This is a genomic window from Aliiroseovarius halocynthiae, from assembly GCF_007004645.1.
In the GTDB taxonomy this organism is placed as follows: Bacteria; Pseudomonadota; Alphaproteobacteria; order Rhodobacterales; family Rhodobacteraceae; genus Aliiroseovarius; species Aliiroseovarius halocynthiae.
This window is the reverse complement of the sequence record NZ_ML660019.1, coordinates 131,135-147,142: the sequence shown is the minus strand read 5'-3', so window position 1 is coordinate 147,142 and position 16,008 is coordinate 131,135. Positions and strand designations below refer to the sequence as shown.

The window sequence follows — 16,008 nt, the reverse complement described above, 5'->3', positions numbered from 1 at the left end:
ACATCGCACCAAATAGGGCACGCTTTTTCAAGCGCACCCAAAACTCATCACAACAGAACGATTACGATAAAGGCGAGTTAACCTGCCAAGGGTTGCGTTTCGACCACCTCACCCACGGCCCCGCTCACCGGGGTATTAGGTTCGACAACTGCAAGAACGACGGCAGCGATCATCATGACCGACCCGGTAATCAAAACGGTCCAGTCGATGACAGCATTGCCAAGCTCTTCATCAGCGAATTTCTTGATCAGATCTTTCACGATACCAACCTCGCAATTGACTATTATACCCGCCCTCAATCCTAAATTGCCCCAGAAAAAGGGCGGAAATGAGGAAGGTAGTTGCCGATTTCGTGCCAAGTCGTTGCGTGATGCACCTAAAGTTGTGGTCGCTCTCTTAATCGATCCTCCAGCAAATGCGAAACATGAGCCATATCGGCGCTGGTTGCGCGCCCTGCACTGCGGGAAGCTGCAAGACGTTTTGCCGCTGCCGCAAGGGGCTGATCATGGGCAGCTAAAGCAAGCCCGCCAAGGAACTGCGCCACATAATCCTGTGTCGCGCCATCATCACCGTCGCGCAAGATCTGCGCCATGTGAGACAAATCATCCTGCAAGGCCAGCACATCCGGAGAGACAACACCACTGGTCAGCGCGCGCGTTTCAACTGGCCTATCTTGCGACGGAATTACATCCAGGATGGCGCGCTGGAAGGTGGCCAGGCTTTCGACGGGTTTCTCAAGAAACCCGTCTGCGCCGGCTGAGATCGCCACATTCCGTGTACCGGCATCCCCGCTCATCCCGAGGATCACGGGAACACGAATCGCATCACCCGACAGCTCGCCAATCAGATCCGCGCCGGATCCATCCGGCAGCCCCATGTCTATGATAACGACCGAGGGGCGATAGACCCGAAGATGACGATGCGCAGCGGCCAGATTGTCTGCCCGACGGATCCGTGCACCCGATCGAAGGCACAAAAGCCGAATGGCTTCGGAAGCAAAGCGGCTGTCCTCTACCACCAGAACGGTTATCCCGTTCAAGGGGCGATCAGGTGTCGGTGGCTGTGCCATGATGAAGGTTTCCAGATCGTCACTCATCTTCAGGCTCCTTTCCCATTCACCTTGCCGCAGAACTGCCTAACAACTGGTTAAGTCGCGAAACGCTGCGGCACTTCTGACTGTGTCACCGTGCCGCTTGCTCATGTACGAAGGCCTGTGCATAAGCATCGCAGTGATCGAATTGGGAGAGAGATGATGATCGGACGCCTGAACCACGTAGCCATCGCCGTGCCTGACCTAGAGGCCGCCGCCGCGCAATATCGCGACACGCTGGGCGCAAAGGTAAACGCCCCTCAGGACGAACCCGATCACGGCGTCACCGTCGTCTTCATCGAACTGCCAAACACAAAGATCGAGCTGCTTTATCCGCTGGGCGAGAACTCCCCCATCGCGGGCTTCTTGGAAAAGAACCCGTCAGGCGGCATTCACCATATCTGCTACGAGGTCGACGACATCATCGCCGCACGCGACAAGCTGCAAGCCTCGGGCGCGCGCGTACTGGGCACGGGCGAGCCAAAAATCGGCGCTCACGGCAAACCAGTTCTGTTCCTGCACCCAAAAGACTTCACCGGCACTTTGGTCGAACTGGAACAAGTCTGATGTCAATCACCGCCGCCATCGTCCTTTATGTGGTGATCTGGTTCTTGACCATGTTCGTGGTCCTGCCAATTCGCTTGCGCACCCAAGGCGACGAGGGCGAGATCGTGCCCGGCACACATGCCGGCGCGCCTGCCAATTTCAAACTGGGCCGTACGCTGATCATCGTGACCGTCGTCGGAACCATCGTTTGGGCGATCATCGCGGGGATCATCGTCTCGGGTTGGATCGGGATCGAGGATATCGACTGGTTTGATAGGTATGAAGACGTGCGTGGGTAAAGTAGGGACGCTGGGTGAGTGGTATGAAGGGAACACTTCGCAAACTCTATTTTACCGACGGAGGAGAAGCTGAAGCTTGAGAATAAGATGGATCAATTTGCATCACATACAGCTGCTGAGAAGGTGCACGACTTGGAAAGTTTCTTGGTTTTTTTGGAAGTCCTAATGGATGACTGGGAAGATTCGAATAAGGCGGAAAAAGTCTCTCCTTCAAGTTCTTTCAGCTCTATGAATGGGTGGGAGAATACAAGTATTGGAGCGTTTCTTGAGGCCGCAATCGCGGGAGCACGGGACAACAAGCTGGGGCAACCCGGCGGTACTTACTCGGATCACAACTCCTGGAGACAAGCAGCCGAGATCATTTTGCTGGGTAAGGTTTACGAGTGAAACTTTGGGTTAAGTGCTGAACCCAATCAACTGTCAGAGCACGCTCGTTCAGCAGACTACTTCTTTCTAGCGCCCCGCCAGCCTGTGGAACATATGCGTAAAGCTCGCCGCCCCCAAAATCGGGATCAGGAGGTTCACCAGCGGGACAGACAGCGGCACCGCCATCAGGCATCCGGCGAACCAGATCTGGGCGTTGTGGCGGCGGCGCAGCGCGTGGGCATCCGCGCGGGGCATTCGGCGCATGGCGGCCATGGTGAAATACTCGCGTCCCAGAAGATAGCCGTTCACCGCATAAAACAGGATCGGGGCGAGCGGGCCGACGAAGAAGAACAAGATCAGTGCGATCAGGTTTACCCCCACAATCACGCCGAAAAATCCAAGGCTTTCACGTATGGCAGCCAAAAGGGGTTGTTCCGGGTTAGGGGCAAGGTGGGGATAATGCTTGGCCTCGACCGCATCGGCGACCTCGTCCAAGAACAGGCCGGTGAAGGCGCCCGCGACGGGCACCATCAGGACGACCGACAGGACGATCATCAGCAGTGCGGACGCCCAAAGTGCCAAGCCATCCAGCCACGCGACCTCGCCCGCGAAGGGCAGGGTCAGCGTGTCTGGGACAAGAAAGCCGACCAGCCATGTCATCCCGATGGTCACCGCGACCAGCAAGCCGATCGTCAGGCCAAGCCCTTTCAACAGCACGTTGCGAAAACGCGGGTCGCTCAGCTGCTCTAGAGCGCGAAAAAAGTCGTTCAGCATTATGTCTCGATCCAAGTGGTTTTTGCGGTCAGGTCCGGGCGTGGGCGTTCGGGCGGGGCGATGGTCTCGGTGCCGATATGAATGATACCGGCAACACTTTCGTGACTGTCGACGCCGAAGGCAGCACGCGTGAATTCCGCATCAAAACTGGCCCAGCCGGACAACCAATTCGCCCCCCAACCAGACGCCAAAGCGGCATTCAGAAGCGCCAGGCACACCGCGCCGGCGGAATAGGTCTGTTCGATTGCTGGCACTTTCGCGCTTTCGACCGGGCTTTCCACCACGACAACAGCCAACGGGCTGCGGTCATAGGCGATCTGCTCTTTCTCGATCTGGGCCGGATCCAGCCCCAACGCCACACCACGTTCAGCGACCAACCTATGGGCGCGCATCAGGGCGGGTTTTTCCAGCACCACAAAGCGCCACGGCTCTAGCTTGCCATGATCGGGGGTGCGGGCGGCGGCGGTCAGAATGGTTTCGACGGTTTGGCGATCCGGGGCGGGCCCGGTCAGGGTTTTGGCCGGGCGGGACCGGCGGGTCAAAAGAAAATCCAGCGCGGCTTGGTTGCGGTCAGGCATGCTGTTGTCCTTGGTCAGAGCAATGTCTTGCTTGGCCGCGCGGGGCGGCTGGCTTTGGGGATATGTCGGGGCTGCACGGCCCGACGTCAAGATGTTAAGTCACTTTACATTGAAGAAATCAGACAGGTCTGCAAGCTGGCCGGAAAAGAATGCCTGCGCCTTGGCATTGGGCTGGCGGATGGTGAAGGCCTCGGCCAGCGGGTCTGGGGCGTGAATATCTGCACCGGACATCTCTTCCAGAACGGCATGACCGCAGAAGGGAACGTAGACCTCGGAATAGCCACCTTCATGCGCCATCATCACGCGACCGTCGCAAATATCGTCAGCCAGCGCCATCACCATACGCGTCATCTGCCGGAAGGTATCGGCGGTGGCCAGCATGCAAGACAGCGGGTCGATCACCGCCGCGTCATAGCCGTTCGCCACCACAATCACTTCGGGTTCATGGGCACGAATGGCGGGCAGGATGATCCGCTCCATCGCTTCCAAATAGGTCGCATGCCCCGCACCCGGCGGCAGCGGAATGTTCATATTGGCCCCCTGCCCTTTGCCATCACCGCGTATATCGGCGTCACCAGTATCCAGCGGGTAATTATGCTCTTGATGGATCGAGATGGTCAGCACATCGGGATCCTCGATGAACACGGCCTCCGTCCCGTTGCCATGGTGCACGTCCCAATCCAACACCACAAAGCGCTTGGCCAACCCCTTGGCTTTGGCGCTGCGAATGGCGATGGCAAGGTTGGCCAGAAGACAGAACCCATTCGGAAAATCCGGCAGGCAGTGATGGCCGGGCGGGCGCGATAGCGCATAAGCATTGTCGACCTCGCTCCGCAACACAGCTTCAAGCGCTGCTACGGACAAACCCGCCGACAGGGCGGCAATCTCGTACCCGCCCTGACCGAAGGGAGTACGCAGGCCCAATTCGCCTCCGCCCGCATCTGACGCCGCTTTGAAGTCGGACAGATAGCTGGCCGGATGTACACGCGCCAATGTCTCAAGATCGGCACCGCTTACACGGCGTTGAACCAGTGCTTCTGACAGCCCTGTTACATCCAGCAAATTCTTCAATCGCCGCTTGGTTTCCGGGTTTTCAGGCAACCCGCCAGTCGCCATCGGCTGAACCAACCCGCCGACGGGAAGATTACCCGCATAATTGCCCCCCGAATGCCAAAAGCACTTCTCGTCCCAGAAAAACCCAGTCTTGCGCATGCTGCCCTCCATGATTGACCGCACAGTGACCCACAGCCCTTGCGCCGTCCAGCCCTGCGCGGCACTCTGCGCGCATGAAGAAGGGCGAGTTGTCATATCTGTCGAAAGAGGGCGCGCGGATTTCCGTGCGGGTGACGCCCAAGGCGTCGCGGAACGAGGTCACTTTGCGCGACGGGAAAATCCGAATTCAGACCACAACCGCGCCGGAAAACGGCAAAGCAAACAAAGCGGTCGCGAAGCTGCTGGCCGAAGCGCTTGGCACAGCAAAATCGCGCCTTGAACTTATCCAAGGCGCGACATCGAAAGATAAGGTTTTTCAGATCAAAGCGTGATCAGTTGCCAGCGCTCGGGATCGACGAAGGAGCATAGTCGCCTCCATCGCGGTCAATTGGATCGTTCCCGAATGGATCGCCGCCAAACTGGTTCGGTCCCTGCGTGCCGGGCTGGCACATCCAATAGATCAAAACAATCCAACCAACGATGGGAACAAGGATCAGCAGCATCCACCACGCCGATTTATCGATATCGTGCAAACGGCGCGACGTGACGGCGAGGCTTGGCAGAATTGTCGCCAGCGAGAACAGGTCGCTCAGCGGTGAGAACGTAGCACTCCACCCGAAAACAGTACGGTCGACAATCCCAAGAAGGATCGATGCAACAATGAGAAACAAGGTAAACCACCAGTATTCACTTCGTATCGCACGACCTGAGAAGGTTACGTATTTCTGAAAGCAGGTTTTTACAGATGTTTGAAAATCCATCAGGATCATTCCCTATTAATCTTGGCTTTGCTTGCGCCCAATGCGTGGCTCTTCGCCGGATTTGATGCGCGCGATATTTGCCCGGTGGCGGTGGAATATCAAGGCCGCCAATGCAATCGAGATAAGAATAAGGCTGTTCCACCCCATGATCAGGGCCATCACGGGCGACACTGCCGCGGCAACCAAAGCCGCAAGCGACGACATGCGAAAGATCAGCGCGGTAACAAGCCATGTTGCGCATGCCACCAGCCCCAACGGGAATGCCAACGCCAGCATCGTACCAAGCCATGTGGCAACACCTTTGCCACCCTTGAAGCCCAGGAAAATTGGGAAGCAGTGCCCAAGGAAGGCGGCAAAACCTGCCAGTTGGGCGGCATCCTCGGCGAACAGAGCGCGGGCCAGAAGAACGGCGGCCCCGCCTTTGCCTGCATCCCCGATCACTGTCAGAAAGGCCGCCAGCTTATTGCCTGTGCGCAGAACGTTGGTCGCGCCGATGTTCCCCGATCCAATCTGGCGCAAATCACCCAGACCAAACAGACGCGCCATGACGATGCCAAAGGGGATCGAGCCCAGCAGATAGCCGGCGACGGCGACCAGCAGAAGCAGCGGGAATGATGTGACAAGTTCAGGCATTCTCACCTCCAAACACGCGCTCGCCCGCAACCCATGTGCCCAGCACCTTACCTTCCATCCGCGTGCCGTCAAACGGCGTGTTTTTGGATTTCGAGTTCAGCTTGAAACGGTCCAGCACGAAGGGGGCATCTGGATCGAACAGGACCAGATCGGCGGGCGCGCCTTCGGTCAGCTCTCCGCCCGGCAGGCCAAGGCGGCGGGCCGGGTTCAGGGACATGGCGCGCCACAGCATCGGCAGGTCCACCAGCCCTGCATGGACCAGACGCATCGCGGCAGGTAACAAGGTTTCCAGCGCCACCGCGCCCGAGGCTGCTTCCTCGAACGGCAGGCGCTTGCTTTCTTCATCCTGAGGCGTGTGCATCGACGAAATGATGTCGATCACGCCACGAGCCACAGCATCGACCATCGCCAGCCGATCCTCTTCGCTGCGCAGAGGCGGTTTCACCTTGAAGAAGGTGCGGTAATCGCCCACGTCGAATTCATTCAGGGTCAGGTGATGGATGTTCACACCTGCCGACACGTCCAGCCCGGCGGCTTTCGCGCGTTCCAACACGGGCAGAGCTTTGGCCGAGGACAAGCTGTCCGCGTGATAGGCGACGCCCGTCATCTCGACCAGCGCCAGATCACGCTCCAGCCCCATCCGTTCCGCCAGCGGGTTCACCGCAGGCAGACCGCGCAGGGATGCGAACTTGCCCGAAGTCACAGCCGCCCCTTTCGACAGCTGCGGGTCCTGCGGGTGACCGATGATCAACGCACCCAAAGAACGCGCATAGGTCATTGCGCGGGAATAGACCTTGTTGTCAGTCACCACATGATCGCAATCGGTGAACGCCACCGCGCCCGCGTCCAGCATAAAACCCATCTCGACCATCTCGCGCCCATCGCGGCCCTTGGTCAAAGCCCCCATGGAATGCACGTTTACCGGGGCCACCTGGCCCGCGCGGCGGGCGACAAAGGCCAATGTCTCGGGCGTATCGACGGCGGGCGTGGTATCCGGTCGGATGACCATTGTGGTCACGCCACCGGCCGCAGCGGCCATCCCAGCCGTGCGGAAACTTTCCTTGTGCCGCTCGCCCGGCTCGCCAATCTTCACACCGATATCGACGATACCAGGTGCCAGACATTTTCCGCCGCAATCAATGACCTCGCCAGTCTCGCTTGCGTTTACGCCTGTAATCAGACTGCCCTCGATCGTCAGACTGCCCAGCGTGTCCGTGCCGGTCTCGGGGTTGATCAGACGGGCATTGGTGAAGGTGGTGGTCATTGCGCTCCCCCTTTCATTTGGATGTCTTGAATGAGGCGATAGACCTTCTGACCATCGAACAGACGTCGAAAGCCGACTTTGACAAGTTCACGCCCTCTTCCATAGTCACGCCCTTCTTCCGCGAAGAAAATCGATGCGGGCGTACGGGGCTGGAACTCCACAATAACTTGCGGGGTAATCCGATAGCTTCGTATACTCTTGCCGATAACCGGATAGTCGGTTGCGATGAAAGCACGACGGTCAGTCAGCGTGTACCAAGTCCGGCGCCTGCGGTAGGTGTCCGTCAACAAGCAGGCCGAAACTACCAATGCCAAAAATATGAGCGTTGAAATCGTTGTCGCGTTTATCAAGCCTTGTGTCAAAAAGACTGCAAGGAAACAAACGAACAAAGCGCCCGAGATCGACCAGACAACCGGAAAATCAAGCCCGAGCGCGACGCTTTGATCTGGCCGTCCCTGCCAGATGATCCCTTCACCTTCGTCCAGATAGTCACCCCAACCGAGTGCGCGCAGCTGATCCATCATGCAGCACCCCTTGCGCGATCAATTGAAGTTTGCGTGGCTTTGGCGTCTGCCTGGTATTTCAGCATGTATTTATCACCCGAATGGGTCACCACTTGGGCGGCCGTGAAAATCACGTTCACCTTATCGACCGAGGACAGCAGGATGGTGCGTCCATCCGGTCCGATCAAGCGGCGGTTGGTCAGGTGCCACGTGAAGCCAAGCTGTTCCTTAGCAACATACAGCCCACGCACAGCAATCGCAGCAACTGATCCCACCACGCCGGTCCATGGATAGGGATTACCCATCGCCATCAACCCGCCCGAGATCACAACCGCGCCCAATGCGGCCAGCATCACGTGCTCTTTCACATAGGTCGGCAAGTTGCCCGAGAAGCTCTCGATCAGCGCCTCACCCGGTTCCAGATCAAGCGCTTGCTCAGACATAGACGCCCTCGGCCCGGTTCTCACGTTCCGCTTTCAGGTTGCGAGCCAGAAGGTCCATCGCGGCCATGCGCACGGCGACGCCCATTTCGACCTGCTCCTGAATGACCGACCGGTTGATGTCGTCGGCGATGGTGCCGTCGATCTCGACCCCGCGGTTCATCGGGCCGGGGTGCATGACGATGGCGTCATCCTTGGCATGGGCCAGTTTCTCGGCGTCCAGACCATATCGGTGATAATATTCGCGTTCCGAAGGGATAAAGCCGCCATCCATACGCTCGCGCTGAAGGCGCAGCATCATGACGACGTCGGCGTCTTTCAGACCTTCCTCCATGTCGTCATAGACCTCGACCCCGAATTGGTCAATCTGGCTGGGCATCAGGGTCGGCGGGCCGACAAGGCGCACGCGGTTCTCCATCTTGCCCAGTAGGATCAGGTTCGAACGCGCCACGCGCGAGTGCGCAATGTCGCCACAGATCGCCACGGTCAGTCGGTGCAGTCGCCCCTTTTCGCGCCGGATGGTCAGCGCATCCAGAAGCGCCTGCGTGGGATGTTCGTGCTTGCCATCGCCTGCGTTCAGAACGGCGCAATTCACCTTCTCGGCCAGCAGGTTTACCGCACCCGAATGCGGATGGCGCACAACCAGCAGATCGGGGTGCATCGCGTTCAGCGTCAGCGCCGTATCAATCAGCGTCTCGCCCTTCTTAATGGACGACGCCTGCATCGCCATGTTCATCACATCCGCACCCAGACGCTTGCCGGCGATCTCGAACGACGCCTGCGTGCGGGTGGAGTTTTCGAAGAACATGTTGATCTGCGTCAGGCCGGACAGCGCATCGGAATGCTTAACGGATGAGCGGTTCATCTCGGCATAGCTGTCGGCAAGATCGAGAACGGTTTTGATCTCTTCGGGGTGAAGCTGTTCGATCCCCAGAAGATGTCGTTGGCGGAATGTCATGCGGGCCTCCGTCCTGTGTTCCACGCGCTTATAGGGTTGGGGCGCAGGTTCGTCTATCCCTTGTGTGCAAGTGGCTGCATCGTAGCGTCATGGACGCAGGCGGCGCACGAGCCTGGGTGGGCATGAAGCGCCCTCCCATGGAGAGGGTCGGGCGCCGGCAGTCGAGTGGGTAGTTCCTATTGCCTTGAGTACGTTTACCTTCCGTTGTCGTCCCCGTAAGCTGCGCCCCATGGAATCGGCACAAGACTGGCACAGCGCAAAGGCGCTTTTGGAATGGCAGATCGAGCTGGGCGCAGTGGATGCAATTTCCGACGCCCCGGTAGATCGCTATGCGTTGGCGCCATCTGAGCCGAAACCCGCGCCCAAAGCCCAGACATCCGCACCGGTCGAACTGCCGAAACGGACCGCTCCGACCCCGCCGCCTGTTGAGCCCAAGATCGACTATGTCGCGCTGGCCAAACAGGCCGCAGCCGGGGCGCCGGATCTGGACGGGCTGAAGGCCGCAATGAAAGCCTTTGACGGATGCGAGCTGAAGAAAGGCGCGCGCAACACGGTGATCTCAGACGGCAACCCCGCCGCACGCGTGATGATCATCGGCGAAGCGCCGGGCCGGGACGAGGATATCGAAGGCCGCCCCTTTGTGGGCCGCGCCGGACAATTGCTGGACAAGATGTTCGCCGCCATTGGCATGGGGCGCGATGTGCCCCTCTCGAAGGACGCGGTCTATATCACGAATGTTATGCCGTGGCGTCCGCCGCAGAACCGCGACCCAAGTCCCGAGGAAATGGCCATGATGGTCCCCTTCCTTGAACGTCACGTGCAACTGGTCGCGCCCGAGCTGATTGTCCTGATGGGCAACACCCCCTGTCAGGCCGTCTTAGGCAAGCGCGGCATCACCCGCCTGCGTGGCCAGTGGGACAGCCAATGGGGCAAGCCGATCATGCCGATGTTCCACCCGGCCTATCTGCTGCGCAACCCCGTCGCCAAACGCGAGGCATGGGCGGATCTGCTGGAAATCCAAGCAAAACTGAACGAGGGCGCATAGCCCGTAGAAGCACAGGCCACCTCATGTCCAAAGTTCCCGCTGACAACCAACGCGAATTCATTCCCGTCCGCATCGCGGTTCTGACCGTGTCCGACAGCCGCTCGATGGACGAGGACCGCTCGGGCGATACCTTGGTGAAACGGCTGGAAGAGGCCGGACATCTGCTGGCTGACCGCAAGATCATCCGTGATGAACGCGGCGAGATTGCCGACCAACTGCGGGCGTGGTCCTTGGATCCCGAGATTGACGTTGTCATCTCGACCGGCGGCACCGGGCTGACAGGCCGCGATGTCTCGGTCGAGGCGCATCGCGATGTCTATGAAAAAGAAATCGAGGCGTTTGCGACCGTGTTCACCATCGTCTCGATGAAGAAGATCGGCACCTCGGCCGTGCAAAGCCGCGCTACGGGCGGCGTCGCCAACGGCACCTATTTCTTTGCCCTGCCCGGCAGCCCCGGCGCCTGCAAGGATGCTTGGGACGACATTCTGGTGCATCAGTTGGACTATCGTCACCACCCTTGCAATTTCGTCGAGATTTTTCCGCGTTTAGACGAACATAAGCGACGGAAATGAACCACTCATCCGTTTGATCCGTATGGATCATATGAGCTTTGCCCCTCGCGACTGTGACCACACACCGCTTGCCCCGGCCTGTGGTGCAGGTCAGGATGGCACCGGATGAGACGGAGAACGTGATGAGATTTCTGGGACGCAGCCTGATTGGGCTTTTCCTGCTGGCGGCAACAATCGGCTTGCTGGCGATGGCTGCATTGACGGTGCAATCGGCCTTTAAGGCGCGCGCAGACCGCGACAATGCGGCCCCATCGGGCCGCGAACGGGTGTTTTCGGCCAATGTTGTAACACTCGAACCCGCGACCATCACGCCCATCCTATCCTCCTTCGGGGAACTCGCCACACGCCGGGGGCTGGATATCCGCGCCCGCGCCTCGGGCACGGTGGTCGAGATGTCGGACACCTTCGTGAACGGTGGTCAAGTCGAGGAAGGCGCGCTTTTGCTGCGTATCGACCCGACGGATTACAAAGCCACACTTTCGCTTGCGGAAACGGATCTGACCCAGTCCGAGGCCGAGTTGCGCGATGCGAAGGCAGCACGTGATTTGGCGCGTGATGACTTAGAAAACGCACGCCGTCAGGCAGGTTTGCGGGACGCGGCATTGGCGCGACAAAATGATCTGGTCAGCCGTGGCGTCGGCACAGAAGCCGCCGTAGAGAACGCAGCGCTGGCTGCGGCCTCGGCCGCGCAGGTTGTGCTGGGCAAGCGACAGGCCGTGATCACTGCCGAAGCGCGCGTCGCCACCGCCGAAGCAAGCCTGTCACGCCGCGGCATCGCCCGCGACGAAGCCCAGCGCCGACTGGACGAGACCGTCATCCGAGCCGAGTTCGCGGGGACCTTGACCGACGTCACGGTGTTGCGCGGAGGGCTTGTTGCCCCAAATGAAAAACTGGGGCGTCTTGTGGACTCGGGCAAGCTTGAGGTCGGATTCCGTGTCTCAACCGCGCAATATGCCCGACTTCTGGCAGACAATGGTGCATTGGCAAATTTGCCTGTGACGATCCGGTTGGAAGCCACAGGCGTGAACCTGACTGCCACTGGGCGCATTGACCGCGAAAGTGCAGATGTGGGCGAAGGACAAACGGGGCGGATGCTGTTTGCCAATCTGGACGCCACGCCCGGATTGCGCCCGGGGGATTTCGTGACCGTGGAACTGTCCGAGCCGCCGCTGGATCAAGTGGTGCGCCTGCCCGCAACCGCGTTGGATGCGTCTGGGAATATCTTGATTTTGAGTGACGACGATCGGTTGGAAAGCGCGCAGGTCACACTGCTGCGCCGCCAAGGCGATGACGTATTGGTGCGCGCCACTGGACTGGACGGGCGCGAAGCGATCACCAAGCGCAGCCCGGTTCTGGGCGAAGGCATTCGCGTGCGCCCCGTACGCGACGGCAAGCTGGCCCCAGAAGCGAAGCCAGAAATGGTGGCACTGGACCCGGCCCGCGTCGCCGTGTTGCGCAGTTTCGTGGAAAGCAGCAAACGCATGCCCGCACGCGCACGTGACCGAATTCTGCAACAACTGGACGAAGGCGAGCTGCCTGCCGACACACTTGCACGTCTTGAGAAACGTATGGGAAGCGGCTCATGACCCCAGCCCCCAGCATCCTGTCCTATTTCACACGCCATGCCACAGTCGCCAACTTATTGTTGGTGATCCTGATGGCGCTTGGCATCGCCAGCTATCCGCAAATGCGGGCACAGTTCTTTCCCGATGTCATTGTTGAAAACGTTACCGTCACGACCAGTTGGCAAGGTGCAGGGGCGGAAGATGTCGATACCGCCATCGTGCAGGTGATGGAGCCCTCGCTTCTGGCTGTGGACGGCGTCGCCAGCGTCAGTTCCCGCGCCTTTGAAGGCCGCGCGCGGATCGTGATGGAGTTCGAACCGGGTTGGGACGTCAATCAAGCTGCCGATGACATTCAGGTCGCAGTGGACGAAATCACCGATCTGCCAGAAGACGCCGACACGCCCCAAGTCAGGCGCGGCGCGTGGCGCGACAGCGTAACCGACGTTGTAATTTCTGGCCCCGTCGCCATCGAGCAGCTGGGCCGCTTTGCCGACGAAATGGTGATCCGCCTGTTCGAACGCGGCGTGACACGTACCTCGATCCGAGGCTTCGCCGCCCCGCGCACGGTGGTCGAGGTCACATCCCTGTCGCTCATCGAAAACGATGTAACCATGGCCCAAATCGCCGAGGTGATCGCAGGCGAAGTCAGTGCCAACCCCGCTGGCAATGTTTCGTCCGGCGCGGCACGGGTGCGTACGGGTGACCCAAAACGCACGCCTGATGACATCGCCGATCTGGTCTTGCGGGCCAATTCGGATGGATCGAACCTGACCATTGGGGACGTCGCAACCGTCCGCGTAGAGGGCGTTGACCGCAACCGCTCGTACTTTGTGGGCGACGATCCGGCGATGGCGCTGAACGTCTCACGCTCGGCGCAGGGTGATGCGATCGAGCTGCAATCCATCGTGGAGGAGATCCGCGCCGAGATGCTGGAAACCCTGCCAGAAGGAGTCGAGATCGAACTGATGCGTACACGGTCGGCCCTGATCTCAGCCCGTTTGGACATGTTGATGGAAAACGGATTGCAGGGTTTGGCTCTGGTCGTTCTGCTGCTGTTTCTGTTCCTGAACGCGCGCACGGCCTTTTGGGTAGCTGCCGGGATCCCGGTCGCCATGACGGCTGCCATTTTCCTGATGTATATGGCCGGGATCACAATCAACATGATCTCGCTCTTCGCGCTAATCATCACATTGGGGATCCTGGTGGATGACGCGATCGTGGTCGGCGAGCACGCAGATTTCCGGGCGCGACGGCTGGGCGAAGAACCACACATCGCGGCCGAGAACGCGGCCAAACGGATGTTTCCCCCGGTCTTTTCAGCCACATTGACCACGGTCATTGCCTTTTTTGGGCTGACGTCGATTGGCGGGCGATTTGGCGATCTGATCACCGACATTCCGTTCACGGTCATCGTGGTGCTGACGGCATCTTTGATCGAATGCTTTCTGATCCTGCCCCACCACATGGCGCATGCGCTGACACACACGGCAAAGGAACATTGGTATGATTGGCCCTCGCGCCAAGTCAACAAAGGGTTCCGCTGGCTGCGTGACACAGGGTTTCGCCCCTTTATGATGTTGGTGATCAAGGCTCGCTATCCAGTGATCGCAGCAACCATTCTGATCTTGGCCAGCCAAGCGTCGATCTTTATTCGCGGCGACCTGACCTTCCGCTTTTTCAGCCCGCCTGAACGGTCGTCGATCACCGCGAACTTCGCCATGGCCGAGGGCGCCACCCGCGCTGATACCCGTGCCATGTTGGACAGCGTTCAGCGTGCCGTCGATGCAACTGCAGCCCAGTTCGAGGCCGAGCACGGCGACAGCCCAGTGGCACATGCGCTGGCCCAGATCGGTGGCAATGCGGGGCGGGGCCTGTCAGGTGTGGACAACAAAGATGCCGATTTGCTCGGGTCCATCGTGATCGAGCTCATCGACGCCGATCTGCGCCCCTATTCTACGTTTGAAGTCGTGTCCGCCCTGCAAGAAGAAATCGTAAATCACCCCCTGCTCGAGGTCCTATCTTTCCGGGGCGGGCGCTTTGGTCCGGGTGGGGACAGCTTGGATGTCGATTTGTTTGGCGCGTCGTCCGAAACGCTGAAGGTTGCGGCAGAGGATTTGAAAACCCAGCTGGTCCGGTATCCCGAAGTCTCGGCGCTTGAGGATAGCCTAAGCTATGACAAAGAAGAGCTGATTTTGGATCTGACTGCACAAGGCAAGGCGTTGGGGTTCACCATTAACGACCTAAGCCGCGTGTTGCGAAATCGCCTTAACGGGGTTGAAGCCGCGACTTATCCCGACGGCACCCGATCAGCCGAAATTCGGATCGAACTGCCCGATGGTGAACGTTCGGCTGATTTTCTGGAACGGATGCAACTGCGCACCCAGACGGGGGCATATGTCAGCTTGGCCGATCTGGTGTCGGTCCAGACGCGCACGGGCTTTGCCACGGTCCAACGCGAAAACGGTATTCGGATGGTCAATGTCTCGGGCGAGGTCAGCGAAGACAACCCGGCCCGCGCCGAAGAAATCCAGCGCACCATCGAAACCGAAATCCTGCCAACCCTGGCCGAGACCCATTCAATCGAATACCGCATTGGTGGGCTAGCGGAACAGCAACGCGATTTTCTGTCAGATGCCCGTACAGGTCTGATCCTTGTGCTTTTGGGGATTTTCTTGACGCTGGCCTGGATCTTTTCAAGCTGGACACGCCCCTTGGTCGTCATGTCCATCATCCCCTTCGGGCTGGTCGGCGCGATTTACGGCCATGTACAATGGGACGTTCCCTTGTCCATGTTCTCGGTCGTGGGGCTGATCGGGATGACGGGGATTATCATCAATGATTCCATCGTACTGGTGACAACCATCGACGAGTACGCAAAGGAACGCGGGATCATTCCAGCCATCGTTGACGGGGCGGCAGACCGTCTGCGTGCAGTTCTATTGACCACTTTGACAACAGTTCTGGGGCTGATGCCGTTGCTGTATGAACAATCCCGGCAAGCACAGTTTCTGAAGCCCACCGTGATCACGCTGATCTATGGTCTGGCGTTCGGAATGGTACTGGTGCTGCTCATCGTGCCATCGCTGATCGCCATCCAAAACGACATCGGTAAAATGTTTGCCACCTTGCGCCGAATGTGGAACGGGCGAGCACGCCCAGCAGCCAAGCCTGCGGTTCGCGTGACCGGGCTGGCCGCAGGCGCAATGCTGTTGGCCTTTGTGGGATCTGTCATGCTTTGGGGCGCAACCAATGGCGCCATTCTGCGTGCCATCATGATCTGTGGAGCGATTGCCGTAATTGGCATGGGTATGGCGGTCGCAAGTCAACGACGGGCGGGATGATTGATCCTTTGTCAGATACTCTATCTTTAAACACCAAGACCAACCTGCCGGGCGACGCGAG

General features: G+C 59.2%; 19 protein-coding genes. 8 read left to right on the top strand and 11 right to left on the bottom strand.

Features of this window, described 5'->3' with window-relative positions:
- Positions 1-77: 77 nt before the first annotated feature.
- Together FIL88_RS00785 and FIL88_RS00780 are read right to left on the bottom strand one after the other, a co-directional pair.
- Positions 78-260 (bottom strand): hypothetical protein, encoded by a 183-nt coding sequence (locus tag FIL88_RS00785; protein ID WP_142851921.1) that lies wholly within the window; start codon positions 258-260, stop codon positions 78-80.
- Between the two features lie 116 nt (positions 261-376).
- A complete protein-coding gene (locus FIL88_RS00780) occupies positions 377-1,096 on the bottom strand; it encodes a response regulator (RefSeq protein ID WP_142851920.1) in 720 nt (239 codons plus the stop codon).
- Between the two features lie 156 nt (positions 1,097-1,252).
- Between FIL88_RS00780 and mce the strand changes: the two genes are divergently transcribed.
- The 3 genes from mce (at position 1,253) to FIL88_RS00765 (ending at position 2,322) form a co-directional block, all read left to right on the top strand.
- Complete coding sequence (gene mce / locus FIL88_RS00775) at positions 1,253-1,657, top strand: methylmalonyl-CoA epimerase (RefSeq protein WP_142851919.1); 405 nt, start codon at positions 1,253-1,255, stop codon at positions 1,655-1,657.
- Positions 1,657-1,935: a DUF1467 family protein gene (locus FIL88_RS00770; protein WP_142851918.1), complete on the top strand. Its 279-nt coding sequence runs from the start codon at positions 1,657-1,659 to the stop codon at positions 1,933-1,935. Before mce ends, FIL88_RS00770 begins: the two co-directional genes overlap by 1 nt.
- An 87-nt stretch (positions 1,936-2,022) precedes the next feature.
- The gene (locus tag FIL88_RS00765) at positions 2,023-2,322 is read left to right on the top strand and encodes a hypothetical protein (protein WP_142851917.1); all 300 of its coding nucleotides are present in this window, start codon (positions 2,023-2,025) and stop codon (positions 2,320-2,322) included.
- Between the two features lie 66 nt (positions 2,323-2,388).
- Here the strand turns inward: FIL88_RS00765 and FIL88_RS00760 are convergent, their stop codons facing one another.
- The 3 genes from FIL88_RS00760 to FIL88_RS00750 all read right to left on the bottom strand — a co-directional run bounded on the left by FIL88_RS00760 (position 2,389) and on the right by FIL88_RS00750 (position 4,865).
- The gene (locus FIL88_RS00760; protein WP_142851916.1) at positions 2,389-3,075 is read right to left on the bottom strand and encodes an EI24 domain-containing protein; all 687 of its coding nucleotides are present in this window, start codon (positions 3,073-3,075) and stop codon (positions 2,389-2,391) included.
- Positions 3,075-3,653 carry a nitroreductase family protein gene (locus FIL88_RS00755; RefSeq protein WP_142851915.1) on the bottom strand — a complete coding sequence of 193 codons (579 nt, stop codon included), beginning with the start codon at positions 3,651-3,653 and terminating at the stop codon, positions 3,075-3,077. Before FIL88_RS00755 ends, FIL88_RS00760 begins: the two co-directional genes overlap by 1 nt.
- Positions 3,654-3,752: 99 nt before the next feature.
- Positions 3,753-4,865, bottom strand: a complete 1,113-nt coding sequence (locus FIL88_RS00750; protein ID WP_142851914.1) for a class II histone deacetylase — start codon at positions 4,863-4,865, stop codon at positions 3,753-3,755.
- A 74-nt stretch (positions 4,866-4,939) separates the two neighbouring features.
- Here FIL88_RS00750 and FIL88_RS00745 point away from each other — a divergent pair, with 74 nt between their 5' ends.
- The gene (locus tag FIL88_RS00745; RefSeq protein WP_142851913.1) at positions 4,940-5,197 is read left to right on the top strand and encodes a DUF167 domain-containing protein; all 258 of its coding nucleotides are present in this window, start codon (positions 4,940-4,942) and stop codon (positions 5,195-5,197) included.
- Here the strand turns inward: FIL88_RS00745 and FIL88_RS00740 are convergent, their stop codons facing one another.
- From FIL88_RS00740 to FIL88_RS00715, 6 genes are read right to left on the bottom strand one after another with little or no spacing between them, the layout of a single operon-like run.
- The gene (locus FIL88_RS00740) at positions 5,198-5,626 is read right to left on the bottom strand and encodes a DUF805 domain-containing protein (protein ID WP_142851912.1); all 429 of its coding nucleotides are present in this window, start codon (positions 5,624-5,626) and stop codon (positions 5,198-5,200) included.
- A gap of 15 nt (positions 5,627-5,641) precedes the next feature.
- On the bottom strand, positions 5,642-6,259 hold the full coding sequence (plsY, locus tag FIL88_RS00735) for a glycerol-3-phosphate 1-O-acyltransferase PlsY (protein ID WP_142851911.1): 618 nt from the start codon (positions 6,257-6,259) through the stop codon (positions 5,642-5,644).
- A complete protein-coding gene (gene pyrC / locus FIL88_RS00730) occupies positions 6,252-7,523 on the bottom strand; it encodes a dihydroorotase (protein ID WP_142851910.1) in 1,272 nt (423 codons plus the stop codon). The genes plsY and pyrC overlap by 8 nt, the downstream gene beginning before the upstream one ends.
- The gene (locus FIL88_RS00725; protein ID WP_142851909.1) at positions 7,520-8,047 is read right to left on the bottom strand and encodes a hypothetical protein; all 528 of its coding nucleotides are present in this window, start codon (positions 8,045-8,047) and stop codon (positions 7,520-7,522) included. The genes pyrC and FIL88_RS00725 overlap by 4 nt, the downstream gene beginning before the upstream one ends.
- Positions 8,044-8,469 (bottom strand): hypothetical protein, encoded by a 426-nt coding sequence (locus tag FIL88_RS00720; protein ID WP_142851908.1) that lies wholly within the window; start codon positions 8,467-8,469, stop codon positions 8,044-8,046. The genes FIL88_RS00725 and FIL88_RS00720 overlap by 4 nt, the downstream gene beginning before the upstream one ends.
- Positions 8,462-9,424, bottom strand: a complete 963-nt coding sequence (locus FIL88_RS00715; RefSeq protein WP_142851907.1) for an aspartate carbamoyltransferase catalytic subunit — start codon at positions 9,422-9,424, stop codon at positions 8,462-8,464. Before FIL88_RS00715 ends, FIL88_RS00720 begins: the two co-directional genes overlap by 8 nt.
- Positions 9,425-9,653: 229 nt before the next feature.
- Between FIL88_RS00715 and FIL88_RS00710 the strand changes: the two genes are divergently transcribed.
- The 4 genes from FIL88_RS00710 (at position 9,654) to FIL88_RS00695 (ending at position 15,947) form a co-directional block, all read left to right on the top strand.
- On the top strand, positions 9,654-10,469 hold the full coding sequence (locus FIL88_RS00710; protein ID WP_142851906.1) for a uracil-DNA glycosylase: 816 nt from the start codon (positions 9,654-9,656) through the stop codon (positions 10,467-10,469).
- A gap of 23 nt (positions 10,470-10,492) precedes the next feature.
- Positions 10,493-11,041, top strand: a complete 549-nt coding sequence (gene moaB, locus FIL88_RS00705; RefSeq protein ID WP_142851905.1) for a molybdenum cofactor biosynthesis protein B — start codon at positions 10,493-10,495, stop codon at positions 11,039-11,041.
- Between the two features lie 122 nt (positions 11,042-11,163).
- A complete protein-coding gene (locus FIL88_RS00700; protein ID WP_142851904.1) occupies positions 11,164-12,627 on the top strand; it encodes an efflux RND transporter periplasmic adaptor subunit in 1,464 nt (487 codons plus the stop codon).
- A complete protein-coding gene (locus FIL88_RS00695) occupies positions 12,624-15,947 on the top strand; it encodes an efflux RND transporter permease subunit (RefSeq protein ID WP_142851903.1) in 3,324 nt (1,107 codons plus the stop codon). The genes FIL88_RS00700 and FIL88_RS00695 overlap by 4 nt, the downstream gene beginning before the upstream one ends.
- The last annotated feature ends 61 nt before the right edge of the window (positions 15,948-16,008 follow it).